Here is a 24397-nt window from a genome sequence, read left to right on the forward strand (position 1 = left end):
CTTTAAGTTGATGGACTTATCAGCTTTACATATTTTCTTTTCGATATTTTTCAATTAAACTTTTAATTGCTTTCCAATTTTTATTCTTCTTTGATTGACTATTTTTTCACGCTGACTTTCAGCTTCAACCCAATCTATGCAGCATTAATATCTGCATAGAGTATCTTTTTTTATTAAGCCTCATTCATGATCATAGTAGCTCTTTCTGCCTTGTATGTAAGAATTGGCAAGGTCCAATGCTTTTTGGACGGCACCAATTCGGTTATAGAAGTGGAAGAGTTTTTTTTCGTAGTGTTCAATTAACATGGTGAAGCCCATATTTTTAAAAAAAGGAAGGGCTGTAGTCTCAATAAAATGATAGTAATCGTCTTCTTCATGATTAAGCTGATAAAGGTGTAATTCAAAAAAAATCCAGTTATACGATTTTGTCGATTTTGCTATTCTAAGGCCTTTATGTGCTAATTCCAATAAAATCTCGTTTGAAAATAGTTTTCCTTTATAACAAGTATTAATATAACCATCTAATGCAGTTAAATAATGAGGAACCTTTTCATCCATTAGTTTCATGGCTTCTTTGTATAGTTCGGATGCTTCTTTGTATTTTTTTCTTCTGTAAAGTTCAAATGCAAGATTATTAAGGAGCTTTGATTTACGGTCTATTTCATTAATGGTATCACAGGTACGTATTAATTGTTCGTAACGTTCTTTCGTCTCTTCAAAATCATGAAGCTCCTTTGCATTTAATTGTAATAACATGATCGTCTCTGTATCAATTATTCGGATCACATTTAACGTTTTTTGAAAATAGTCAAGAACTTTCTCTGCATAATAATACGATATTATATTAAAATGAATAAGGTGATAGGCTAGTGCCAAATGGTAATAATATTCAAATTGATTATATTGATTTTGATCAATCGATGTTAAAATTTGAATACAATCTCGATACTGTCCGTTGTGAAAGTAATACATACCTAGAACATGTTTTAACATATTGCGGTCTCGCGGAGAAAAAGATGATTCATTTTTTTGCAGGTTTTGAATAATTAATAATGCTGTTTCTAATTGATAATTAGATAAATAATACCTTGCAGAGAGTAATTGATAGAAAACTTGGAAATCTGGCAATTGAATCAGTGTTTCTTTTTCAATTTCTTTTTTTAAAATTTCTGATTCTTTGCTTTGTTGCATAACGAACGTGTTGTGCCATAACTTTAGTTTCTGTTGAAGATTATGATACCGCACAAATTCATCATCAAGACAGATATTCAATCTTTGGGATAATAAGTGGGTTATTTCCCCTGAGTATTCTGTTATCTCTCGTTCTATCTTACTAAGATGTGTAGCAGAACAAATTCCTTCACAAAGCTGCCCCTGAGTCAACCCCGCTTTTTCACGATAAAACTTGATAAGTTTCCCCTCAATCATAGCTTCACCTCTAGGTTGTAATTTTATCTAGTATATATAGAAAAAAATAAATATATAATCTATATATTCTAGTAAAATTAAGAAAAGCGCAAGACTACTTTAATACCTTCCCTCTATTTATTAGTTTTTTCAATATCCAATCTTGTTTTCCTTTTTACGAATTCCCAATCTACCTCAATATTTTATTCTGAAGAAAATCCAAATAACGCAACCTTATTGGAATACTCTCTTTCTTAATACTTTTAGAAAAATTTTATACTTTCTTTAAAAGTTAAAACACGATGAAGCTAAGCTTTCATCGTGTTTTTTAATATTTATGGCTGTATTCCCAACTCAACTAAAATTGTTTCTAATGTCTTACCTTTATACTTCTTCTTTGGTTTTGGAGCATTATCAACATGTTCATTTTGCTTGAGATAGTTTGTTTGAACATATTTCATATCTTTAGCATCAACTATTCCATCAAAGGTGATATCCGCTGCACGCTTCTTTGTTTTCCATGCATTTTGAATTTCAATCGCATCTAGAACATCAATGACATGGTCTTGGTTTACATCACCTGCTGTAATATCAAGGGCAGGTATCCAGCGATTTTGACCATATAACTCACCATTGTGCTCAAAACCAATACCAGAATTCAGTTTTTCTTTCGTGACAAAGTGGCCTGGCGCTTTCATTTCAATCGTGAAGGCATTTGTGCTTAACGGCAGCTTGTTGAATACATATTGTCCATCATCTTCTACCGTTGTTGTCGCATCGAACTCATTTCCTTCTGAATCAAAGATTTTCACTGTACCGCCAACCTTGCTCCAATCCCTTTTCTCTGTAACAGTACCATCTTCATTTTTAAATCCTTGCGGAGAGACATAACCTCTGGCCATTGAGAATTGCGGATTAACCTTCCAAATATAACCAGACTCTAACACACTGCTTGTCTGATTATTAGCATTCATTACGCTCACAGTCGGATTAATCGCTGCTCCAAGGGTATATTGATCATCCTGAACCTTTAACGTAACCTCAACGACTTTTGCATGGTCTAATGCTTTACTCTCTTCATTAAATTGGACAGTAACGACCTTGTCTTTAATCGTTAAAGAGGCTTTGTCCGAGAATTCACTGTGAAGCTTGGCATCAACTAACTCTACGCTATCTAAACCTCTGTCATAGCCTCCGTCACCATTAAAGTTCCATTCCGCCTTTGACACTGCGTTTAGGTTATCTAATGAAAGCGTTGCTTTTACAGTATCGCCTGTTTTCACCTCATACTTTTCACCAATAGCATATGCGACAGGTGTACCTTCTTTTACAAAGTAATATTGCTTTGTAGAAGGTTTGTTTCCTGCCATATCATATCCATTCATCCGAAATTGAAGTGCTGGGATGGATTCATCCAGGGCGATTTCTTCGACAAACTTTCCTTCTTTATCCATTGGAATTGGCGTAGAAGGGAAACCACCTTCACCCCAGTAATATACCATCGAGTTCGATGATTGATCGATATTTACGCCCAATTTCTTTAGTTCGTCAATGGTTGGATCTGTGATTTGAATGTCGAATGGATATGTTTCTTGACCTGGCTTATATTCAATAAATGGAGACTTTCCATCAAGTGAACTTTTGAAGCTCGGTGCATTGAGATCGATGAGCAAATGCTGCGTTTCAGTTGTAATCTTCCCGGAAGTACCTGTACCAATGAATTTCAATTTGTAATGTCCCGGTTTTTTTACATAACTTGCTTCTTCCGAAATGGGCTGTTTTGAGTTTCCTGTAAACTCATAATAAGCTCCATTAAATGCATATAATCCATAATCTACATTGTCATAAGCGTAATCTAAATTTATTGTTCCGACCAACCCGAGGTCCTTTCCTGTTTTGCCATCTTGAAGAACGACATCCATTTTTTCCATTGGTGCACGAAGGTTAAAATCAGCAACTACAAATGGAGTACGCATAGGATCCCATGCCACTTGGTTTAAATGACCTGGGGAAAAGGCAGGATTTAGTAACCCGACCTTATTAAACCCATCTTCCATTGTGCGGAAGCTGAAAGGAATCCGATATTGCTCTGATGAATTCGCATTGTTTGTTAATGTAATATATCCTTCGTAAATTCCATCCTTTGCTTTCTTAGGAATAAGCAAACGTGGTGTTACTTTTTTGAAGTCTTCACTTTTTACAGAGATTTTGCTTGGAATATCCAGCTCCACTCCATTTTCCTTCAAGCTGTTTGAACCATTCGATTCAGTTACAGATACACTGAAAGTTTTGTTTACTTTATCATGGTTTTCAATAGTGATTGATTTTTTCAGATTTAGTTTTTTATTTGCATAGTGAACATCAAAGCTGAGTCCGCCCGTCAATTCTTTTACCTTGATTAATTCCTCAGCACCTGGAACAAATGTTTTATCGTTAATTTTGAAGCTGGTTCCACTATACACAGCTTGGTATGGATCAACTCTTCCTGCTCCGACTTCAAATACACTGTAGTCTCCGTTGAGAGGATCTGCCGTATTCATTAGAACGGCTTTAATATCTTCCGGCTCTAATTCCGGATTCGCTTGAAGCATGAGTGCTGCAATCCCCGCTGTATGAGGAGTAGCCATAGATGTTCCAGAATATCTTGAATATGCATATTGATAGTTTTCTTGATGTTCAGCGTCCACCATATAAGAAGGGACTGTTGAAAGAACACTTACTCCCGGTGCCGTCACTTCTGGCTTCATATCGTATGTTTCTCTTGCCGGGCCTCTTGAGCTAAAGTCCGCTAAGTGGTCACCTTCTGTCTGTTTATCCGCGTATTTGGAGAAAGTAAAATTCGCTTCACCTGCTTGAATCTGTGCTTTAATGCTTTCTCCCGCTTCTTTTGTTAAAGAAAATGCAGGCACAAAGTCAACGGACTCTCCAAGATTGGCATTAATTTGCCCTTCCACATTGTTATAAAGAAGAACGGCGGCTGCTCCATTTTGTTTTGCATTGCTGACCTTTTCCGCTAAGGCGAATTCTCCGCGTTCCACAAGTGCAATTTTCCCTTTTACATCCTTGCCGGAATAATCAGAGCCATTTCCTAAACCGGCATTCACCACCTCATAGGATTTCCCTTCCCATTCCTTTAAATGGTCTGAATAGTGGCGTGCCAAACTAACAAGTTCGATCGAATCTTTATTTCCGATTTTCCCATTGAAAGTAGAAACCGCCATCGGTACATCACTCGCCCCGACTGTCAAAGCAAGTGCTGCTGAGCCAGGTGAACCTAATGTATAATCATCTGATCCTGCATTTCCAGCTGCAACAACTGCTGTTACATCATTAAGGACAGCATAGTTAATGGCAGTACTGGTTGGATCATAGGGATCATTGATGTCCGATCCGAGGGAAAGGTTGATAACATCCATGCCATCGTTTACAGCTTTTTCTATACCTTCAATGACCCCTTCAGATGATCCTGATCCATATGGTCCAAGAACACGATACGCATATAAATCCACATCAGGAGCCACACCTTTCACAGAAACCTCTGCATTCGTTCCTTGTCCAGCAATGGTACCTGCAACATGTGTTCCATGGGAAGTATAATAGGAAGAACCGGACCAGCCAAATTCTGGTTGCCCCGACGCTTGCCAATCCTTGTACGTTGCCTCCATTGGATCATTATCTTGATCAACTAAATCGTAACCGCCCTTATAGGCATCTTTCAAATCAGGGTGGTTGTAATCAATCCCTGTATCAAGAACCCCAACTTTAATTCCTTTTCCTGTAATACCTTCATTATGCAGCTGGTCAATTTTTAAATATGGAATACTTTCAACGGATGTACCAGGTGCTGATTTCTCTCCCATGGCGATCGGATCGACCTTAAATTCTACATTTTTATATACTGCTTTTACGACTTTGGATTGCAAGAGCTGCTCTACCTGATTAGCTGGCAGCTTCATAGCTACCCCGTTATAAACGGTCTTAAAGCTAGAAGTGATTCTATGACCTGTTTTCTTGCTTCTTAGATTAGTAGATGGAAGAATCGATTGAATGTCTTTATTAAACTGAGCATGTTCCTTTTCTACTTGATCATCCGCTTGTTTTTTTGAAAGCTTCTTTCCTTTTACATTCGCATCCAAGACTGCAACTTTTCCCGGCTTTGATTTGAACTGGACGATGACCGAGATTTCTTTATCCTTTTTTAACTCTTCCATTTTAAATCCTTGCAATCCGACATTATCTGTCATTTCAAGTTTATTTAACGCTTTTCGTTGTTCACTTGTCAACGAAGCCAAGACGTCTTCTGCCTTTATGTTCGCTGCATTTGCATAAGGAATGAAAGGCGTGTTTGCTGATGATAGCAGCAGGCCAGCTGACAGCGTAATCGCTGCTGTACGTTTAATGAATGAATGAATTTTCATATCTTCCCTACTTTCTTAGTTAAATAGAATTCCCCGAAAAAATACCCCTTTCTAAAAATTTAAAATATTCATACAATAATATTAATTGCCTTTCTATCGGATTGCTATTGGGTTAATTTTACAGAACTTTCTACCTACTTTCTCTTTTATATATTCTGAAAAATCATTATTTTTGTGAAAGTTAGTGAAAAAGACTTAAATTCATTTTTATAAATTGGGGTTTTCTTTAGTAAAATAAGAAAATATGAAATCCATTGAAAGAGTTGAGGGGGGAAGATCTATACTAAGTTGCAGCAAAAAGGTTTATTCACGAAAATATCCAATTAACTTCCAAGTGTTATTCTATTATCTGGCCCAATTGTTGAACAAAGATCAAACAGCACTGTTGTACTAATAGAATAGGTTCGTTTCCCAAAGATTTTTTCGAACAGAATACACGCTTTTACCATCTCTGATGCCTTATTCTTTTCTAAGTACCAGTAACGACCTGCCATTGAAGGATATTTTAATGCAAATTAGATGTCCCCGAACTTTTTACGGAGTTCTAACTCATTAGGATAGGTTGAAATTAACCCTTTTAATCTATCCCTTGCTTTCCCTAAATCATTTTTTTCTATGTCCTCTTCTATCTTCTTAATCGTATCACAGGGGTTTGAGCCTTTTTTTGTTTATAAAATTTATAACCAGTTTTATTTTATTTACTCAATTGGTGGAGGATAGAGAAGGGTTAAAACGTATTACAGGACAACTATTTGTAATAATTAATATTTCAAGAAACTGTGGATAAAGCCTTTTGATTATTCAGCTAACGATGAGGTTAAAAATAAGAGAAAGAAATTGACATCCTATTAGCTGGTTTAGCTGAAGGTCAGAGCTGTCTTTAAGGCAGCTTTTTCTTATGCTATTAACGGGGCGGGTTAGTTGAAAAATGTTAACAAAAAAAGAATAAATGGTGTTTGTCCCTAAATAGAAATATAATTTAATAGATATATGAAAAAGTAAGTATGAAAAGGTGGAGTTTCATTGGATATTTTATGGTGGGGGTTAACGATCGTCTTATTTGCTTTAAGTTTTGTAGGAATTATCTATCCTATTATTCCTTCGGTAGTTGCCATTTGGGGAGGATTTGCAGTTTATCAATTCCTGGTTAATCCTGATGAGTTATCGTTATGGTTCTGGATCAGTATGGTTGTGTTGAGCGGTGTATTAATCGCGGCAGACATTATCGCAAACAGTTATTTTGTTAAAAAGTATGGGGGGTCAAAAACATCCGAGACAATAGCAGCTATTGCCACGATTGTTGGTTCATTTGTATTCCCTCCTTTTGGAATAATTCTCGTACCATTTTTAGCAGTCCTCGTTTCGGAATTAATCATTCAAAAAGATATAATGAAGGCTACTAAAGTTGGGTTTGCAACTATCATCGGTTTTTTAGGCGGCAGTTTAGCTAAAATATTAATTCAATTATTGATGATTGTTTGGTTTATTTTAGCTGTAATCTTTTAATTATTTATAAACGGCCACAATAAGAAAAAGCTGACTTTCAACAGTCAGCTTTTTCTATTAACAGAAGTCCCATTGACTTATCGGTACAAGATAATAAGAAAAAAAGTGATGGAGGAAAAGGAACTATTAGTGTGGCCTATTGTGAACACTTCTTTAACGATAGAACTTTTCGCAACTGCTCCCTCCCGTGTCAAAACTCAAGATATGATCCCCGTCCAAGTTTTTACAGCCGTCGCTAAAATCAATAGAGCCAGTATGACTTGCAGCACTTTTACATTCATTTTTTTACCGGCCATTGCCCCAAGCGGAGATGCTATTAAGCTAGCTACAACCATGATCAACGCCGGATAGAAGTCAACTTGACCCGTTGATATTTTCCCTGCTGTTGCACCAATGGATGAAATGAATGTGATTGCCAATGAAGACGCAATCGTGACCCTTGTTGGAATTCTTAAAACGATAAGCATGATGGGAACTAATAGAAAGCCCCCTCCGGCACCGACTATCCCGGCGCCTAAACCAACGATTAATGCCAGGATGGCCGCAAGCCATTTATTAAAGGTAACTTGATCCACAGGAATATCATCTATCCCTTTCTTTGGAATGAACATCATAACAGCCGCTATCAACGCCAAGATGCCATAGACGATATTCACTCCGTTTTCCGACATCGTTTGTGATCCAAAACTTCCAACCACACTTCCGATCAACACACTGATCCCCATGTAAAGAATAAGCGTTTTATTTAAATGTCCGCTATTACGATAGCTCCATATACCTCCGATGGAGGCGAATAAGACTTGTACAGCACTTATGCCTGTCACATCATGGGCACTAAATGCCGCTAAACCGAAGATTGGGGGAATAAACAGCAGCATTGGATAATTTATTATCGAACCCCCGATGCCGAGCATCCCTGATACGTATGAACCTACAAAACCAATCAAAAAGATGGTAATGATAAAGGTTATATCCATTGCAAGTGCCTCCCTTAAAAGAAGGGAACCCTAATGGTCCCCTCCACTTTATCAGCCTTTTCTGATCCAAAATTTCAGTATATCATTTTCTTCTGCCGTTTCCACCAGTTCATGGCCACCGGATTTTGACCAAGCGGCTAAGTCGGCTTTAGCTCCTTTATCGGTTACGTGTATCTCCAGCACTTGCCCGGTTTGCAAATCATTCATGGCTTTTTTCGTTTTGACGATCGGCATTGGACATGCAAGTCCCTTAGCATCTAGCATTTTATCTGAATTCATATTTCATCTCTCCTATTTTCTTGTCTTTAATTTTTATCGGTATTAGCGAACCGCACAGCGATTTGGTCCAATTTCCATTTCGCGTTGTTTTTCATCATCGGGTTCGATTTTCCCCATATTGGTTTCGCGAATTTCTTGATAGGCGTTTGGCTGAGGCGGTAAATTACCTGTTACCAGCTCTCTGAATTCCGTTTCATCCGCTATGTTCAATCCGTGATTTTCAGCAAACAGCGCACCCAACTTTTTAGCGACGCTTCCATCTTCATTCAATTCATCAATGATCATGAAATGTGATGGCAATACAATTAACTCGACTGATAATTCTTTATAACGTGTATACAGTGTTTCTCTCAAGTCCCCTACCCAATCCTCAGCCAAACCAGCTAGGTCCGGTCTGCCAATGGAATCGATGAATAAGATATCCCCGCTTAGCAAGTATTTTTGATCCACCACAAATGAAGTCGATCCAATGGTATGTCCCGGGGAGTATAATGCTTGGATATCAATCGCTGTATGACCGATCGTTATCACGTTCCCACTTTCTAATGGCTGATATTCAAAAGTTACTTCTGCCGCATCTTTTGGGGGCAGCCAGTAAGCTGCATTTGTTACTTCTGCGATTCGTCTTCCACCTGAGATATGATCGGCATGTAAGTGCGTATCCAGAACATGTGTAATCTTCACCCCGATATCATCCGCGAAATCAAGATAGGCATCTATCATTCTTGTGGAATCAATAATGGCTGCTTCACCATTGGAAACGACCATGTAAGATAAACAGCCTTTACCAAGTCGAACAAATTGGTAAATTTCAGCGCCATTTGTCAATTCGCCTATCCTCACTGGTTCCAAGTGTTCACTCCATGCTTTCATGCCGCCCTTTAAATAAAAAACATCCAATCCAGCTTCTGATAACATTTCAGCTACCATGACGGATGAGCCTTCCTTTGCACATACTACCAGGATTTCTTTATTGGCCGGGATTTGATCGAGAATTTCTTCCACGCCATCCAGTAAATCAAAGTAAGGGATATTAAGGAATTCGAAATTCTGCCCTTCAATTTTCCAATCATTAAAGTCACTTTCATTTCGTACATCCAAAATAAATAAGTCGGTTTTATTGATTACTTTCTTTGAAACTTCAGCAGCTGTCATTTGCTTAAACGCCATTTTTTATACCCCCTACAGTATTGATAACTTCAAAAAAATTTTCCTTCATTAAAAGGATAATGTAACATCAGCATCTTTAGCGAACTCCAAAAATGTGACCGCTCCACCTACTTCGATACCATCAACGAAAGCTTCTTTTTCCATGCCCAATACGTCCATGGTCATTTGACATCCAATAAACTTGACGTCCATTTCCTGTGCCATAGTAACTAACTCAGGAATGGAAGGAACATTGGCCTTTTTGAACCCTTCGGCAAAATGATCCTTACCTTCAGGCAGAGGAAGGTGTCCGTTCGCTTCTTTATGAATTAAGTTCAAACCTTCGAAAGTAAAGAAAATGGCCACTTCTTGATCTGTTGCTGCCGCTGCTGTTGCGATGTTAAACACTTTATATGCATCAAATAAATCACCATTACTTGCGATTATGGCTACTTTGTTAGTCATGATCTATTCCTCCATTTTATAGTCACTTTCATTCATTCACAGATTTTTGGGAAGGACCGTTCCATAGGCTCATGCCGGGTACAACATTGAATACCTGTTCAAATCCAGCACCGGTCAGTTTTTGTGCAGCAAGATCACTCCGGCTGCCTGTACGGCAAATCACGAAAATCTCTGACTCTATATCCAGTTCACCCATACGTTGTTCCAATTCACCCATTGGAAGGGATCTTGCTCCTGGAATGTGATTAAAAGCATATTCTGCGGATTCTCGTACATCCAGGATGACCATATCTCTATTTTCTTCCATTACTTGCAGCAGTTCTTCATTGGAAATGATTTTTTCATGCTTCTTCACTTCTGTTTCTTCTCCGCTTGCTTTCCGAAGATAATGTTTTAGTGTCGTTCCTTCTTCAACCGTACCCAAGTATTGGTGACCTGAACTTTCCGCCCAGGCTTTCATATCGGCGGTTGACCCTTTATCAGTTGCTTGAACTTCCAGTACTTCCCCCGCTTCCAGGCCATTCATGGCTTTTTTCGTTTTTACGATTGGCATTGGACAGGCTAAACCTTTAGCATCCAAAACGGAATTTGTTTTTATCATTTTATTTCCTCCTTCTATTATAGGTATGGGGGTATATTCGAATTCAAAATTTTTCTGTAGGACCTTCCCATTCATTCATTCCACCCATCATGTTCAACACATTATATCCATGATCCTCAAGTAGCTGTGCTGCCCTTGAACTTCTGCCCCCTGACCTGCAGACCATGATATACTCTTTTGATTTATCCAAATCCTGCATTCTAAATTCCACCAGACCCAACGGGATGTTCACAGCATTTGGTATTTTCCCTGCTTTTACTTCATCCGCCTCCCGTACATCCATGATGTGGACTGGGGAGTTCCCCTTCAATAATGCGTTCACTTCATTCGGTAAAATTTCTTTCATCTTTATAAGAACCTCCTTTTATTCGCGCCAAGAACTCATGCCGCCTTTTACGTTGGTGACTTCTTTAAATCCAAGTTTTTTCAATGCTTTACTCGCATTGCTGCTCCTCATCCCGCTTTGGCAGATTACAACCACTTCTTTATCTTTTGACAGTTCCTGTGCCCTTTTGCCAAGTTCGTTTAAAGGAATGTTTTTAAAGTCCTTTATGTGATTGCCCCTATATTCATTAGGAGTACGGACATCAATCAATTGCTTATTTCCTTTATTATTCAACACAGCTTTTAGCTCAGCCGCATTTATATTTTTTATCCCCTTTACAGGGACAAAGCGCTGATATAAAAACCAAACGATGAAACCTAATATGATGAGATTAAATATAGTTCCCATGTGACCCCCCATTTATATAAATAAGTTTACATTTCCATCCTCTGCTTCAGCTAAATAAGCCGCTACACCTGCATACTCAATTCCATCCAATAACTCCTCTTGCTGCAAGCCTAATAAATCCATTGTCATCGTACAGGCTATAAGTTTGATTTCCTGTTCTTGGGCCAACTCAATTAAATTTGGGAGTGACATGGTGTTATGCTTTTTGATCACGTGTTTGATCATTTTAGGACCCATCCCTGCAAAGTTCATGTTGGATAACCCCATTTTATCAGAACCACGCGGCATCATTTTTGCAAACATTTTTTCAAGAAAACCTTTTTTTAATGAAATCGGCTCATCTTTCCTTAAAGCGTTCAATCCCCAGAATGTATGGAAGATGGTCACTTCATGATCGTAAGCCGCCGCCCCATTTGCAATGATATAAGCAGCCATTGCCTTATCATAATCACCACTAAATAAAATGATCGTCGTTTTTTTCTTTTCATTCATTATGCTTCCCCCTGATTGAAATTTAATTTTTATACTTTTATACCCGGTGGGGTATATATTATGTTAAAAAATATAGTTCGTCAACCCACTTCACTAAAATAAATGGTTATCTTTATTTGCTTGGTCCATGATTGATTGAAGTCAAACCTTCATTAACTTTGAAAATTTTTCCATTAACCTTCTTTATACCAAACCCTTTTAACCGAGCTGTATGCATCGTCAAGTACTTACATGCGGATTCCTTCGTTTCAAACAGATAAATGCCGCCTGCTTCCTTTGCCTCACTGTCTTCGGTCCAAATCTTCCAGATCAAGCCTTCTTCATCATTAATGCTTTTTGCTAAATCTGTAAATTCTTTTACCATTTCGTTGCCGAAAGGTCCCTCCATTTTAAAATCCACTTGTAAAATATAAGACATGAATAACACTCCTTTTTCTACAGGTCAGGTCAATTCTTTTACCTGCTTTTTATCAGTAAATTAACCGCTTCCTTGACTAGATGATCAGTGCCCTCTCCATTCTCGACGTTTTCCCGAACGCATTGCTCAAGATTGGCACTTACGATAACACCCATGGTCCTATCGATGGCACTTCGCGCAGCCGACAACTGAGTGACGATTTCCCTGCAATCTTTTCCCTGCTCCATCATTCCAAGCACACCCTTGATTTGTCCTTCAATTCGCTTCAAGCGATTAATGACACTTTTATCATACTCCATACTCCGCCCCCCCATCTATTTAAAATCGTTAATATCACAACTGATTACATCAATTCCATTTCCGATTAAGGAGCTCAGTCCCAAGATTACTTCTTCCGAAGCAATTATTGTGAATTTGTTCATTTTCTCGTGAGTTTGCACGTTTTACTCGTGAGTTCATAATATACCTATAGGGGTATAATGTCAAACCGTTTAATTCACACTTTAATAAACGCCACCTAATATTAAAACACATTATGGATTAAACTGTCCTCTTGGAGGGAGAGCATTACACCCAAATGATGATGAAGTGGCTGATATTTTCTACAACGGCCCTAAGAAGTCCCCGTTAGCAAAAATGTGAGCAAATCACTAATGTTGATCAAAACGCATCTAGTTAGACAAAATAAAAAGGCCCAAATCCCTGTTATTACAAGGATTTGAGCCTTAGGTAGCCATTTATCTTTGTTTTTTACTTGTATATCTAAAATATTGAAGAGTTTACCTGCTTTTTATTTGCAAATTCATAACCCAATATAGATTACTATAATAACAAACATAGAAAGCAAAAATTGGCGGGATTGAGTGCGGTTCAATACCGCCTTCACATTATTCAATTAACAGCTTAGTAAAAAGCTTTTGGGGCACACAGTTAAACGTCCTACTTCACTTTTACTATGAATGGGGACACTTCTACTGTTCCCCCATTCCATCAAGATTCTTTGACCCAAAGTTTTCGAGCAAAGCACGCGCTTCATCTGTTGACTCTGTGTTCATTAATTGAACTCTTAATTCACTTGCCCCTCGAAACCCACGGACATATATCTTAAAAAAGCGATGAAGAGCCTTGAACGAACGCAGCTCCAATTTTGAATATTTATCATGGAGATCCAGATGTAACCTTAAGAGATCAAGCAATTCCTTACTGCTATGATCTTTCGTCTCCTTTTCAAAGGCAAATGGATTATTGAAAATACCACGCCCAATCATAACCCCATCAATACCGTATTGATGAGCGAGCTTTAGGCCAGTATGACGGTCAGGAATATCCCCATTGATCGTCAAGAGCGTATCTGGTGCCACTTGGTCACGGAGTTTCTTAATCTCCGGGATTAGTTCCCAATGAGCATCTACTTTACTCATTTCATTTCTTGTACGCAAATGAATGGAAAGATTAACAATGTCCTGTTTCAGTATGTGTGTTAGCCAGTCGTGCCATTCGTCTACATCCGTGTAACCAAGCCTTGTCTTTACACTTACAGGCAATCCTCCAGCTTTTGCTGCTTGTATTAATTCTGCTGCAACTTCTGGACGACGGATAAGGCCACTTCCCTTCCCATTCTGTGTCACATTAGGTACAGGACAGCCCATATTGATATCCACACCCCGAAAGCCCAGTTCCGCCATACCTATGCTCATTTGCCGAAAGTATTCAGGCTTATCCCCCCATATATGAGCTACAATTGGTTGTTCGTCCTCTGTAAAAGTCAAACGCCCACGCACACTGCGGATGCCCTCTGGGTGACAATAACTCTCCGTGTTTGTAAACTCTGTAAAAAATACATCAGGTCTGGCTGCTTCACTCACTACATGGCGAAAAACTACATCCGTCACATCTTCCATTGGTGCCAGTATAAAAAAAGGTCGTGGTAGATCACGCCAAAAATTATCTATCATATTCAAATTCCAATCCTTTCATTATGGGTTACCAGGCTAACCCCTTATCCCAAAATTAAAAAGCAGAATGTCCCTGCTTCCTTTACACTTATACCATGCTTAAGCACTTTTTATCAAACTGCAGAAATGTTTTTTTTCACGAAACCCATCGACTTCCATATTCCCCCTCCTGGTTTAGAGCCGCAAATGCTCGAAATGGTTTTTAATACACGCAAGTACATAATTTCTAGGGGGCAAAGCCAACATATAAGGAAAGAAATTGAAATGGTCGAGGAGGGAATAATTTGAAGGCATCTGATTTGTTTGTAAGATGTTTAGAGAATGAAGGGGTACAATATATTTTTGGGATACCTGGTGAGGAAAATACGGATCTTATTGATTCTCTAATAAGCTCTGATATTGAATTTATCTTGGTTCATCATGAACAAGCTGCAGCTTTTATGGCAGACATCTATGGCCGGCTAACTGGAAAGCCAGGCGTCTGCTTGGGCACATTGGGACCGGGTGCAACCAATTTATTGACAGGGATAGGAAGTGCTTATCTGGATTATTCCCCTGTTGTCGCGATTACAGGTCAGGCGGGCCTTGATCGCATTCATAAAGAGTCGCATCAATATGTGGACATTATTGGCGTTTTCGAGGAAGTAACGAAATGGAATCAACAAATTAAGGTGCCGCATACGATTCCGGAAATTATCCGTAAAGCATTTAAAACGGCTGTCATTGAAAAGCCGGGAGCTGTTCATATAGAACTTCCGGAAGATGTGGCGATGATGGATACAGAAGGGGAACCTCTTCCGGTTACACCAATGCCTAGATCCCGCCCAGCCGAGGAAGAAATCAAAAAAGCCGTCGAATTAATAAATCGCGCTAAAAAGCCTATTATTCTAGCTGGTAATGGCGTGATCCGCGATGGAGCTTCTGAGGTTTTGCGGAAATTTGCAGAAGAGAAGCAAATTCCCGTTGTGAATTCGTTCATGGCTAAAGGAGTTTTACCTTCCGACCATCCATTGTCCCTTTTTACAGTAGGGATGCAAGCAAGGGATTATGTTCTATGCGGATTTGATTTGGCCGATCTTATTATCACCGTCGGGTATGATTTCGTCGAGTATTTGCCAAAGTATTGGAACGATGAGGCAATGAATCCGATTGTTCATATTGATGCTCGACCGGCCGAGATTGATGCCTATTACCCCGTTCAAGCAGAATTGGTCGGAAACGTTAGCGAGGCACTTGAAGCCTTGACGACTGATGTAGCAAAAAAAGAACTTTGGCCAGAAGTGAAAAGGTTAAGGTCCCAAATCATTGAAAAATTTCATTCTTCGGATGATGTATCAGGAAGCCCTATCATCCCTCAGCGAATCATTGCCGATTTGAAAAGGGCGGAAAAGGGTAATGCCATTGTCATTTCGGATGTGGGTGCCCATAAATTATGGATTGCCCGGATGTATCAGCCGGAAATCCCTAATCACACGATCATTTCTAATGGCTTTGCATCGATGGGAATTGCCATTCCCGGCGCGATTGCAGCCAAATTAGCAAAGCCTGATAAACCTGTCATTGCGGTTACAGGGGATGGTGGCTTCCTGATGAATGGAGTTGAATTGGCAACGGCAAAACGTCTAGGTCTTGCCTTCGTGATCGTCATTTTCCATGATTCAAAATACGGCCTAATTGAATGGAAGCAATTGAATAAATTTGATCGTACGAATGCCATTGAATTTACAGATCCAGACTTTTTAGGGTTCGCAAAAAGTTTTGGGGTTAAAGGAGTGAAAGTAACCCACTCCGATGAATTGCTACCTGCATTAGAAGAAGCGCTTTCGAGTCAGGAAATTGTCTTGATTGATGTGGATGTCGATTATTCGGAAAATGTAAAGCTCTCGAAAACACTAGGTGATTATATTTGTAAATTATAGAAGCAGATATTATTGGAGGGATTTCAGATGAAGAAAAAGTGGCAATTGTGGATCGGTGGTAAATGGCGGGAGGCTAAATCATATGAGCCATTATATAATCCCCATTCAAACGAAGAAATTGCACAAATCGGACAGGCTGAGCCAGCGGATGCCATTGAAGCGATTGTTGAGGCAAATGCTGCTTTTCAGAAATACCGATCCTACCCGGCTCATGCACGAGCAGAAATTTTATTTAAAGCTGCAGCAATCATGGAAGAACGCAGTGAAGAACTTGCAAGAATCATTTCTCTGGAGGCGGCGAAAACGATTCGAAATGCTCGTGAAGAAATGAATCGTACGGTTCAGACCTATCGTTTCGCTGCAGAAGCGTCCAAGAACAATTATGGAGAACAAATCCCGATGGATGCGGCAGTTGGTGGGGTAAACCGTTTTGGCTTCACGGTTCGCACCCCGATTGGCGTCGTCACCGCGATTACCCCATTTAACTTTCCCTTTAATCTGGTTGCCCATAAAGTTGGTCCAGCTATTGCCGCTGGAAATTCAATTGTGTTAAAACCTGCCGAACAAACCCCATTGAGTGCACTGGTTCTTGCCGATATTTTTAAAGAAGCCGGGTTGCCGGATGGAGTATTGAACATCATACCTGGCAAAGGCGATGTTTTAAGTGAAGCCTTGACGACCCATCCACATGTAAAAAAAGTGACTTTCACAGGCAGTGTTGAGGTCGGACACCTTATCCAGCAGCAGGCGGGATTCCGTAAGCTTACACTTGAACTCGGGTCCAATTCCCCTTTCATCATTGATGAAGGAGTCGACATCGATCAAATTATTCAAAGAAGTGTAATGGGTTCATTTACGAATAATGGGCAGGTGTGCATCTCGATTCAACGGATTTATGTCCATAAATCACTATACCAACAATTTTTAGATCGCTTCGTCAGTACCACAAAACAGCTTGTCATCGGTTCCCCTCTGGAGGAAAATACAAATATCACAGCGGTGATTTCAAAAAAATCATTGGAGCGGTTACAAAGTTGGATTGATGAGGCAGTACAGGAAGGAGCAAAAATTGAGTGCGGCGGTACAGTGGAAGGCAATGTACTTTTGCCGACCGTTTTAACCAATGTAAATCGTGACTCAAAAGTATTTCGTTTCGAAGTATTTGGTCCAATTGTCTGCATTTTCCCTTTCGATACGCTGGATGATGCCATCAATGATGCAAATGATTCGCGTTACGGATTGAACTCAGGAGTGATGACTCCGAGTATAGAACGAGCTTTTTATGCTGCGGAACGCTTGGAAACAGGTGGAGTCGTAATCAATGATATCCCAACTTACCGAATTGATAATATGCCTTATGGCGGCTGGAAGGATAGCGGTGTTGGCCGGGAAGGCGTCAAATATGCGATGCAAGAAATGATGGAGCAGAAGTTTATCAGCTTTAAAATAAGCGACCATTGAGGATTATTAACCCGTGGTAATGATGAGAGGGCGATATCTTAAGGATTTCGTCTTCTTGTTTTGTCGTACATTATTTTTTTAGTGTAGTTCTTATCGGACACAATCAGAAATTATTATTCTGCCACTTGCCGCATCGAACTTCAAGTCTGAAAGGGGTGAGTCGTCAATTGTTTCCAGAATGAGATAGAAGATTATTCTTAAAAAAATAAAAAGCCACCATTTACGGCAGCTAATTACTTCAATTCTTAATTATTTCAGCACCATAAGAGTTGTCGATTATACAGCGCCATGTACCCGTGGAATCCTTTTTAAAGACATATGTCGCTGTCCTTTCCATCGAGAATTCGGAATCGTCCTTTTGATTGGCACTTAGCTTGGCTTGTGCCACAACCAATGCCGTATCACCCGTTTCGATTATTGCCATCTTTTCTTGATTGACGATTAAACTATGATTAAAGTATTCAGCGATAGCAATGAATGCCCGGCGAATTTCCTCTTTCCCTCTTGCAACTGTTCCAGGTTTGACAACTAAAGTCGCATCCTCTGAATAGAACTCCATTAAATGATCGAAATCCTCATTATTTATTGCCCTGTCCGCATTTTTTATGACTTGTTCCAGCTCATGATTCTGCATATTCACCCTCCTATTCAGCTTCTCTTCATACTTCTTCATACTCTATGGTGTTCGACTGCGATGATGGGGTATCCTGCTCATATAGTGAATAAAGTAAAGAACAAAGTAAGAATGATATACAATGGTGCCATCCCTGCTCCCTACCTTCACCCTATTAACAAGAAGACTTCTTAAGAACAATGCCTGGCTCCATTTATCGAATAAAGGGTATATCAATTCTTAGGGCATCCCTTCCATACAAAATCAGATTTAAAGGTAAACAATATTCTAGTGTTTATTGGGGATGGATTAGATCACTGCTACTTACAGAAAACACTCAAAAATTCAGAGAAAAATAGCATGTCCTTGGAACATTAACTTTTGCTGAACGTTTTAGTATTTGCACATGGCTTAAAAAAGGGGTAAAATAACATCATTCAAATCGTAATGATTACGCTTTGTGCAATCATACAATATTTATATGAGAAAGGAGAAATCCAATTGGCAAATAAATCAAAGGTGGAAAAAGTGAAGCAACCCCTGATATTAGTTGAAAATTACGCTTGACCTGAAAAAGGAATTAAAAGCGAAAGGTAGACTCATCCCCTACTCGATTGCATAATCGTTTCTAGTTTACAGGAAGACCTTAAGGATATAAGAAAGATTAAGATGTTTAGAATCGCCTTTCGGGAGTTAATACAAAAAGGCTTACTTCTAGGCATCAAAACTCCAGTTGGTAAAAACATCCTTTCAGGATATAGCTCTACTGAAAATGCTTACTCGGCAATTTATTCGTATAGAAAGTTAAAAATGAGACAATAATTGATTTTAAATCGTAATTATTACGATTTATCGGAGGGGAAATTAAATATGGCCACATGGAATTTAAGTAATACGAAGCATCATGTTCTCATTTGTAACGGTAGCAGCTGTACTGAGTTCGGATCAGAGGAACTGACTCAAGCAATTCGTAAAGAAATCTCAGACCGACAGGTAGACGACACCATTCACACAACTCGCACACGTTGTAATGGAAGATGCCATGATAAGTGCGTTGTCATCGCCTATCCGAAAGGAACTTGGTATAAAGATTTAAAACCTGAGGATGCCTCCCCTTTCGTCGATTCACTCCTTGCTAATGAGGAATATACAGAAAAAGTAAGCCACTCATTCCTTGGGGATGGTTTTGTACGCGCAGAAGGAGTTGTTGCCGGGGTTACAAAAGACAAGGAAAAAGTAATTAGAGTATCTAAAATAAAATAAATGGGAGAAAAAATATGACTTTAATCGAAACAAAAAAAATACCGGTCACCATTCTGACTGGCTATTTAGGTGCAGGTAAAACAACGCTTTTAAATCGGATCCTTACAGAAAAGCATAATCAAAAGATTGCGGTTATTGTTAATGAGTATGGGGAAGTTGGAATAGACAACCAATTAGTAGTTGATGCTGATGAGGAGATCTTGGAGATGAACAATGGTTGCATCTGTTGTACGGTTCGCGGGGATTTAATTCGCATCCTACGAACTCTGGTTTTTTCAAGTGAACAGGGGCAGACAAAATTCAACCGTGTTTTGATTGAAACAACGGGTTTAGCTGATCCGGCGCCTGTTGCCCAGACCTTTTTTATGGATGAATTACTTTCCGATAAATTCGAAGTGGACAGTATTGTCACTGTCGTGGATAGCAAGCATGTTACAAAGCATTTGGATAGTCATGATGAGGCACAAGAGCAAATCGCTTTCGCTGATGTGATTATTCTAAATAAAACGGATTTAGTATCCGATGACGACCTGAATACGTTGGAGCGAAGACTTACCAACATGAATCCTGCAGCTAAGAGAATGCATGCTCAAAATTGCAATATAAATTTAAGAGATATTTTAGGAATCAATACGTTCGATGTGAATCGCAAGCTTGAAATTGACCCTCATTTCTTAGAAGATCATCACCATCACCATCATGATGATAAGGTATCATCGATTGCCTTTCGTGAAGAAAAGCCACTCGATTTCGATAAGATAAATGAATGGATGAGTTACCTTGTCCAAGAAAAAGGGGAAGATTTATTACGGTATAAAGGAATTCTTCATATACAAGGAATCCAACAACGAATAGTATTCCAGGGACTTCATATGTTATTTTCAGGAAGACCAGATCGGAAATGGAAAGACAGTGAAATAAGACTAAGTGAACTCGTTTTTATTGGAAAGGACTTAAATAAACATGAGTTAGAACAGCAATTTAAAAATTGCATAGCAAACTAACGGAAAGAACCCGATGTAGAGATTAACTGATAATTTTCAGTTAATCTCTATATTCACAATGAAAAGGGAACTTCCTTACCCCACTTGCTAATTGATCTATTGATAGAGTTTTGAATTAATCAATCAATGCTAAAAAGTTTTTTCCAAGTATATATTCCTTTTGATTATCAGGAATTTGAAGTGAATCAACCCAACTTTTCTTTGTCAAATAGTCATATTCATTAAATTTTTTCATTCCATATGGTCCGTCGCAGCCATAAAGAACTTTACGATATCCTAAAGATTCCACTGCCTTCTTTACAATAGATGGATTAAGATAATCACTTGAGGTATCAACAAATACATTAGGTTGATTCTTGACGTAGTTCCATAGTTTTTTCCAAAAAGGAAGACCGGCGTGAGCATAAATTAATTTAAGTTCAGGGTAATTTTCAGGTAAGTACTTATAGGAGTCTGGTTCTGAAGATAGATGAATAATCATAGGTATACCTCTTGTTTCACACATAGCTGCAACTGGATCAAGTGCCTTAATATTATATTCATGCATGAATGGATGGGCTTTCACTCCAATAAAACCAGGTTTATTAAGATATAATTCTACCTCTTCCACTGATACATGAGTCATAGGGTTAACTGCTACCCAGCCTAGAAACCGGTCTGGAAATCGATCAATTGCAGTAGCAACAATATCATTGTCCGGCTTGGTGAAAATCTTGTATGAATTTCCATAAAGTTTCAAATATCCATCCTTTACTAGACCATCATAAATTCCGAGCCCAATTTGAGGTACATTTAGAATTAGAAAACGGAATAAGTGTTGTAAACCTTGTTGAAAAATGCTATCCAATTCAAACATTGTTCCGTTCATGGGGGCAATTAGCGCTGTTTTGGTTACATCATTTTTATCCATACCCTCTATCATTTTTTCTAGAGTCAACATTGTTTCATCCACATGAAAATGGCAATCAATAATCATTTTAATCCTCCCCTTCGAATTACTATCTTAATTGTATGATCAAACCACTTAACAGTATCACCATCCATGCCCGAACTAACCTGCCTCTTTAGCACCTAAAGAAAAAGAGCTGCCCATGCAACTCCCTACTAATTGAAGAAAAAACCCTTAGATTAAGTCATGAAGTTGGTTTTTATCTTAAATGGTTTTGTGTAAAAATATTCTACTAATGCCTTAATCTCACGGCTTTCGGCTCGTTAGATTAAGGCAGTAGCTGTAAATGGTAGAGGAACCTACGGAATTCAAGCGAAGCATGAGTCATACAGGTAGTCGTTAGCGCATCATTTAATGCCCCAGCGATTCGTACATGTAAGGAAGCGGTTAAAACTCCTTTCTGTACAGTCTGTAGTGATACCACATGAAGAGCCTCCCCATTAAAAAATTCGGATGGTAACAATCGTTCAAGTCGGGTAAATTTAAAATAAGAAAATAATTATTCCATCATCTTCCTCATATTCTGTATCTCTATATTAATCTTCCGTATTTGCTTGTCAATTTCATCAATTTGAAGGTCAGTGACTCCTTGTTTTCTTTTTTCAAACAGTTCATCTCTTAATCTTTTTAAAAAAACCACTCTACCTAACAAGCCCATCTCATACCCACCTTTGTTTATAAATTTCTTTAACCAAAGAGGACTAGTATAATTTTTTACCTTTCTGGACCATTGCCTCACATATTTCCCCATTCATAGAAGGTATTTTTTAAATATAATTGGTAATGGAAAAAAAAGCAATTAGCATGTCAGGTTAAATAACATAGTTTCATTGACCATATTAATCAACTAGTATATTTTCTGGTTTAACTAGTACGATCAAGCCTTTTTAGTAACCAGAAAATCATATCGACGGTGGGATAATTCTTATTTTTAAATGCACTTTATCTCTAACTGAAAATGGAAATATCCTTACTTTTAATACTCGAAAATGGAAATTATATACCATCGCAGAAAGAACAAGATGATACCCCGAAATTTAAAAAAGCATTTTAATTCCTGCCTAATGCTTATAAAAAAATGAGCTGTTCGTAAATGTGTACTTTTACGAACAGTAGCAACAATGCTATACCTCCCATCTCGGAAATTCCTTTTCCGCATAATAAGGCAAGATATAAGGAATTGTAGAACAACCTCCAAAATAATTATCTTTCTTCCTATGTAAATATTGAATATTAAAAAGACTCATAACAATTTCCTATGAAGTATAATTTACCACCCATGGAGATCTGTCATGAGCTTTTAACATCTCTTTTTCACTGTAAAAATGGCATTTATTCATTATCCGATATTTCAATCCTTTTAACGTCGCCTACAATGAAGATGTATGATAAAGCTCCAATTAAGGCAACTACACCTACGAAAACAATGGCCCCATTGAATGAATTAGTTGCGCTCAAAATTATTCCAATGACGATAGGCGTAACAATTGCTGATAAGTTTCCTGCAAAATTAAATATCCCGCCCGCTAAGCCGACTAGCTCTTTTGGAGCCATATCTGAAACTAGAGTCCATGTTATGGCTGACATTCCTTGGGAAAAGAATGCGAACGACATAACCGCGATAACCAAAGCAATAGACGTTGTATAGTTGGCCAGTATAATTGTACAAGCACCCAACAATCCAAGGATAATGGGGGTTTTACGTGCAACACCAACGGACACTCCACGTTTTACCATTTTATCTGACCAAAAACCACCTACAAGCACACCAATCCCTGCAGCAATGTATGGAATAGAACCAATAAAGCCAGCTTTTAGCAAAGTAATCCCTTTTTCTTGAACAAGATAGCTTGGAAACCACGTGAGAAAGAAGTAAAGAGTTGATGCAACGGCAAACTGTCCAATATAGATTCCCCAGAATTGACGATGCTTAAAAAGATGCCGTGCCTTTGACCAATTAATTTTTTGACCTTGACCAGCGCTATCGGCTAGTCCACCTCCTTCACGTATATAATCCATTTCTTCCTTGTTAATATACTTACTGTCCTTCGGATCCTTGTAAAACTTGTACCAAACTAAAGCAAAAATCAATCCAATAATACCTGTCACGATAAAGATTGAATGCCAGCCGAAAGAGGACAATAGCCAAAATAGAAAAGGAGTTGCGATTGCTAACCCTACATATTCACCTGCTGTGTAAACACCAGTAGCTAGTGCGCGTTCACGTTGTGGAAACCAAGAGGCGACAACACGGCTGTTTGCAGGAAAGGCAGGTGATTCTGCAAATCCAAGGCCAAGGCGCAATCCGAATAAGGTCCCGAAGTTTTTGGCAAACCCTTGTAGAAGAGTAAAAAGTGAAAACAATAAAAGAGATATGCCATATACCACCCGAGGGCCAAAACGATCGGTTAGCCATCCTCCGGGAACTTGCATGAACGCGTATGTCCAACCAAAGGCAGAAAGAATTAGCCCTAACATAGCTGGATCTAACCCCAGATCATCTTGAATAGCAGAAGCGGCTACTGCCATGTTTGTACGGTCAAGATAGTTTATTGCAGTTCCAAAAAACAAAAGGGAAAGAATCATAAATCTAGCACGAGATGGTTTTCTATGTTTAATGGATATAGATACATTTTCATTTTCTACCTTCAATGGATTGCTCATAGTTAATCCTCCTTAAGATTTTCCTTTTTAAAAACCTGCAGTCTTCCCTTCTGCTGGATGATCCTATATACTCATTTTTGGGTCATAACGCTCTTAAACTAAATCTAATCAATTAATTGAGTAA

At 38.7% G+C, this 24397-nt stretch carries 23 protein-coding genes and 1 pseudogene; 5 read left to right on the forward strand and 19 right to left on the reverse strand.

Translation table 11 applies throughout. The features are described 5' to 3' along the window. Nucleotides 1-180 precede the first annotated feature (180 nt). The 3 genes and pseudogenes from ACFX4H_RS17455 to ACFX4H_RS17465 form a co-directional block, all read right to left on the reverse strand. Nucleotides 181-1428, reverse strand: coding sequence for a helix-turn-helix domain-containing protein (locus ACFX4H_RS17455; protein WP_377435929.1), 1248 nt, complete (start codon nt 1426-1428; stop codon nt 181-183). Between the two features lie 314 nt (nt 1429-1742). Then, nucleotides 1743-5825, reverse strand: coding sequence for a S8 family serine peptidase (locus ACFX4H_RS17460; protein ID WP_377435930.1), 4083 nt, complete (start codon nt 5823-5825; stop codon nt 1743-1745). A 374-nt stretch (nt 5826-6199) separates the two neighbouring features. Next, nucleotides 6200-6463: pseudogene (locus tag ACFX4H_RS17465) on the reverse strand (DUF6584 family protein); the annotation flags it as partial. 385 nt (nt 6464-6848) lie between these two features. Here ACFX4H_RS17465 and ACFX4H_RS17470 point away from each other — a divergent pair. Beyond that, nucleotides 6849-7331 carry a DUF456 domain-containing protein gene (locus ACFX4H_RS17470; RefSeq protein ID WP_253510239.1) on the forward strand — a complete coding sequence of 161 codons (483 nt, stop codon included), beginning with the start codon at nt 6849-6851 and terminating at the stop codon, nt 7329-7331. Nucleotides 7332-7528: 197 nt separating this feature from the next. On the opposite strand, the gene ACFX4H_RS17475 is transcribed toward ACFX4H_RS17470, so the two are convergent. The 11 genes from ACFX4H_RS17475 to ACFX4H_RS17530 all read right to left on the reverse strand — a co-directional run bounded on the left by ACFX4H_RS17475 (nt 7529) and on the right by ACFX4H_RS17530 (nt 14400). Then, nucleotides 7529-8308: a sulfite exporter TauE/SafE family protein gene (locus ACFX4H_RS17475; protein WP_063591428.1), complete on the reverse strand. Its 780-nt coding sequence runs from the start codon at nt 8306-8308 to the stop codon at nt 7529-7531. Nucleotides 8309-8359: 51 nt separating this feature from the next. After that, complete coding sequence (locus tag ACFX4H_RS17480; protein WP_328138839.1) at nt 8360-8587, reverse strand: sulfurtransferase TusA family protein; 228 nt, start codon at nt 8585-8587, stop codon at nt 8360-8362. A 42-nt stretch (nt 8588-8629) separates the two neighbouring features. Continuing rightward, the gene (locus ACFX4H_RS17485; protein ID WP_377435931.1) at nt 8630-9757 is read right to left on the reverse strand and encodes an MBL fold metallo-hydrolase; all 1128 of its coding nucleotides are present in this window, start codon (nt 9755-9757) and stop codon (nt 8630-8632) included. Between the two features lie 48 nt (nt 9758-9805). After that, entirely contained in the window at nt 9806-10201 is a 396-nt protein-coding gene (locus ACFX4H_RS17490) for a DsrE/DsrF/DrsH-like family protein (RefSeq protein ID WP_377435932.1), read from the reverse strand. 28 nt (nt 10202-10229) lie between these two features. Then, complete coding sequence (locus tag ACFX4H_RS17495; protein WP_377435933.1) at nt 10230-10802, reverse strand: sulfurtransferase TusA family protein; 573 nt, start codon at nt 10800-10802, stop codon at nt 10230-10232. 43 nt (nt 10803-10845) lie between these two features. Next, complete coding sequence (locus ACFX4H_RS17500; protein ID WP_377435934.1) at nt 10846-11148, reverse strand: rhodanese-like domain-containing protein; 303 nt, start codon at nt 11146-11148, stop codon at nt 10846-10848. An 18-nt stretch (nt 11149-11166) separates the two neighbouring features. Beyond that, nucleotides 11167-11535, reverse strand: coding sequence for a rhodanese-like domain-containing protein (locus ACFX4H_RS17505; protein ID WP_241635635.1), 369 nt, complete (start codon nt 11533-11535; stop codon nt 11167-11169). A gap of 12 nt (nt 11536-11547) precedes the next feature. Further along, complete coding sequence (locus ACFX4H_RS17510; protein WP_245405437.1) at nt 11548-12027, reverse strand: DsrE/DsrF/DrsH-like family protein; 480 nt, start codon at nt 12025-12027, stop codon at nt 11548-11550. Between the two features lie 112 nt (nt 12028-12139). Continuing rightward, nucleotides 12140-12445 carry a monooxygenase gene (locus ACFX4H_RS17515; RefSeq protein ID WP_377435935.1) on the reverse strand — a complete coding sequence of 102 codons (306 nt, stop codon included), beginning with the start codon at nt 12443-12445 and terminating at the stop codon, nt 12140-12142. 38 nt (nt 12446-12483) lie between these two features. Further along, nucleotides 12484-12744: a metal-sensitive transcriptional regulator gene (locus ACFX4H_RS17520; protein ID WP_034312817.1), complete on the reverse strand. Its 261-nt coding sequence runs from the start codon at nt 12742-12744 to the stop codon at nt 12484-12486. 672 nt (nt 12745-13416) lie between these two features. Further along, the gene (locus ACFX4H_RS17530) at nt 13417-14400 is read right to left on the reverse strand and encodes a tRNA dihydrouridine synthase (protein WP_377435950.1); all 984 of its coding nucleotides are present in this window, start codon (nt 14398-14400) and stop codon (nt 13417-13419) included. A 284-nt stretch (nt 14401-14684) separates the two neighbouring features. Here ACFX4H_RS17530 and ACFX4H_RS17535 point away from each other — a divergent pair, with 284 nt between their 5' ends. Next, the gene (locus ACFX4H_RS17535) at nt 14685-16319 is read left to right on the forward strand and encodes an acetolactate synthase large subunit (protein WP_249599144.1); all 1635 of its coding nucleotides are present in this window, start codon (nt 14685-14687) and stop codon (nt 16317-16319) included. 27 nt (nt 16320-16346) lie between these two features. After that, a complete protein-coding gene (locus tag ACFX4H_RS17540) occupies nt 16347-17780 on the forward strand; it encodes an aldehyde dehydrogenase family protein (protein ID WP_048687700.1) in 1434 nt (477 codons plus the stop codon). A gap of 238 nt (nt 17781-18018) precedes the next feature. Here the strand turns inward: ACFX4H_RS17540 and ACFX4H_RS17545 are convergent, their stop codons facing one another. Next, on the reverse strand, nt 18019-18414 hold the full coding sequence (locus tag ACFX4H_RS17545) for a YybH family protein (RefSeq protein WP_034312829.1): 396 nt from the start codon (nt 18412-18414) through the stop codon (nt 18019-18021). Nucleotides 18415-19263: 849 nt separating this feature from the next. On the opposite strand from ACFX4H_RS17545, the gene ACFX4H_RS17550 reads away from it, so the two are divergent. Together ACFX4H_RS17550 and ACFX4H_RS17555 are read left to right on the forward strand one after the other, a co-directional pair. Then, nucleotides 19264-19656, forward strand: a complete 393-nt coding sequence (locus ACFX4H_RS17550) for a (2Fe-2S) ferredoxin domain-containing protein (RefSeq protein WP_249599141.1) — start codon at nt 19264-19266, stop codon at nt 19654-19656. A gap of 14 nt (nt 19657-19670) precedes the next feature. Further along, nucleotides 19671-20660: a CobW family GTP-binding protein gene (locus ACFX4H_RS17555; RefSeq protein ID WP_377435936.1), complete on the forward strand. Its 990-nt coding sequence runs from the start codon at nt 19671-19673 to the stop codon at nt 20658-20660. Between the two features lie 115 nt (nt 20661-20775). Here ACFX4H_RS17555 and ACFX4H_RS17560 read toward each other — a convergent pair whose 3' ends face one another. The 4 genes from ACFX4H_RS17560 to ACFX4H_RS17575 form a co-directional block, all read right to left on the reverse strand. Then, nucleotides 20776-21636 carry an amidohydrolase family protein gene (locus tag ACFX4H_RS17560; RefSeq protein ID WP_249599139.1) on the reverse strand — a complete coding sequence of 287 codons (861 nt, stop codon included), beginning with the start codon at nt 21634-21636 and terminating at the stop codon, nt 20776-20778. A 241-nt stretch (nt 21637-21877) separates the two neighbouring features. Further along, nucleotides 21878-22033 carry a hypothetical protein gene (locus tag ACFX4H_RS17565; RefSeq protein ID WP_377435937.1) on the reverse strand — a complete coding sequence of 52 codons (156 nt, stop codon included), beginning with the start codon at nt 22031-22033 and terminating at the stop codon, nt 21878-21880. A 75-nt stretch (nt 22034-22108) separates the two neighbouring features. Next, the gene (locus ACFX4H_RS17570; RefSeq protein ID WP_156319545.1) at nt 22109-22267 is read right to left on the reverse strand and encodes a hypothetical protein; all 159 of its coding nucleotides are present in this window, start codon (nt 22265-22267) and stop codon (nt 22109-22111) included. A 674-nt stretch (nt 22268-22941) separates the two neighbouring features. Next, entirely contained in the window at nt 22942-24261 is a 1320-nt protein-coding gene (locus ACFX4H_RS17575) for an MFS transporter (RefSeq protein ID WP_328110049.1), read from the reverse strand. Nucleotides 24262-24397: the final 136 nt, after the last annotated feature.

The sequence above is a fragment of the Peribacillus sp. YIM B13477 genome, from assembly GCF_042787955.1.
GTDB classification, from domain to species: domain Bacteria; phylum Bacillota; class Bacilli; order Bacillales; family DSM-1321; genus Peribacillus; species Peribacillus frigoritolerans.

Excerpts from the sequence above, each read along its gene's own strand:
- ACFX4H_RS17455 (WP_377435929.1), bottom strand. The coding sequence starts at position 1,428 with ATGATTGAGGGGAAACTTATCAAGTTTTATCGTGAAAAAGCGGGGTTG.
- ACFX4H_RS17460 (WP_377435930.1), bottom strand. The coding sequence starts at position 5,825 with ATGAAAATTCATTCATTCATTAAACGTACAGCAGCGATTACGCTGTCA.
- ACFX4H_RS17475 (WP_063591428.1), bottom strand. The coding sequence starts at position 8,308 with ATGGATATAACCTTTATCATTACCATCTTTTTGATTGGTTTTGTAGGT.
- ACFX4H_RS17480 (WP_328138839.1), bottom strand. The coding sequence starts at position 8,587 with ATGAATTCAGATAAAATGCTAGATGCTAAGGGACTTGCATGTCCAATG.
- ACFX4H_RS17485 (WP_377435931.1), bottom strand. The coding sequence starts at position 9,757 with ATGGCGTTTAAGCAAATGACAGCTGCTGAAGTTTCAAAGAAAGTAATC.
- ACFX4H_RS17490 (WP_377435932.1), bottom strand. The coding sequence starts at position 10,201 with ATGACTAACAAAGTAGCCATAATCGCAAGTAATGGTGATTTATTTGAT.
- ACFX4H_RS17495 (WP_377435933.1), bottom strand. The coding sequence starts at position 10,802 with ATGATAAAAACAAATTCCGTTTTGGATGCTAAAGGTTTAGCCTGTCCA.
- ACFX4H_RS17500 (WP_377435934.1), bottom strand. The coding sequence starts at position 11,148 with ATGAAAGAAATTTTACCGAATGAAGTGAACGCATTATTGAAGGGGAAC.
- ACFX4H_RS17505 (WP_241635635.1), bottom strand. The coding sequence starts at position 11,535 with ATGGGAACTATATTTAATCTCATCATATTAGGTTTCATCGTTTGGTTT.
- ACFX4H_RS17510 (WP_245405437.1), bottom strand. The coding sequence starts at position 12,027 with ATGAATGAAAAGAAAAAAACGACGATCATTTTATTTAGTGGTGATTAT.
- ACFX4H_RS17515 (WP_377435935.1), bottom strand. The coding sequence starts at position 12,445 with ATGTCTTATATTTTACAAGTGGATTTTAAAATGGAGGGACCTTTCGGC.
- ACFX4H_RS17520 (WP_034312817.1), bottom strand. The coding sequence starts at position 12,744 with ATGGAGTATGATAAAAGTGTCATTAATCGCTTGAAGCGAATTGAAGGA.
- ACFX4H_RS17530 (WP_377435950.1), bottom strand. The coding sequence starts at position 14,400 with ATGATAGATAATTTTTGGCGTGATCTACCACGACCTTTTTTTATACTG.
- ACFX4H_RS17540 (WP_048687700.1), top strand. The coding sequence starts at position 16,347 with ATGAAGAAAAAGTGGCAATTGTGGATCGGTGGTAAATGGCGGGAGGCT.
- ACFX4H_RS17545 (WP_034312829.1), bottom strand. The coding sequence starts at position 18,414 with ATGCAGAATCATGAGCTGGAACAAGTCATAAAAAATGCGGACAGGGCA.
- ACFX4H_RS17550 (WP_249599141.1), top strand. The coding sequence starts at position 19,264 with ATGGCCACATGGAATTTAAGTAATACGAAGCATCATGTTCTCATTTGT.
- ACFX4H_RS17555 (WP_377435936.1), top strand. The coding sequence starts at position 19,671 with ATGACTTTAATCGAAACAAAAAAAATACCGGTCACCATTCTGACTGGC.
- ACFX4H_RS17560 (WP_249599139.1), bottom strand. The coding sequence starts at position 21,636 with ATGATTATTGATTGCCATTTTCATGTGGATGAAACAATGTTGACTCTA.
- ACFX4H_RS17570 (WP_156319545.1), bottom strand. The coding sequence starts at position 22,267 with ATGGGCTTGTTAGGTAGAGTGGTTTTTTTAAAAAGATTAAGAGATGAA.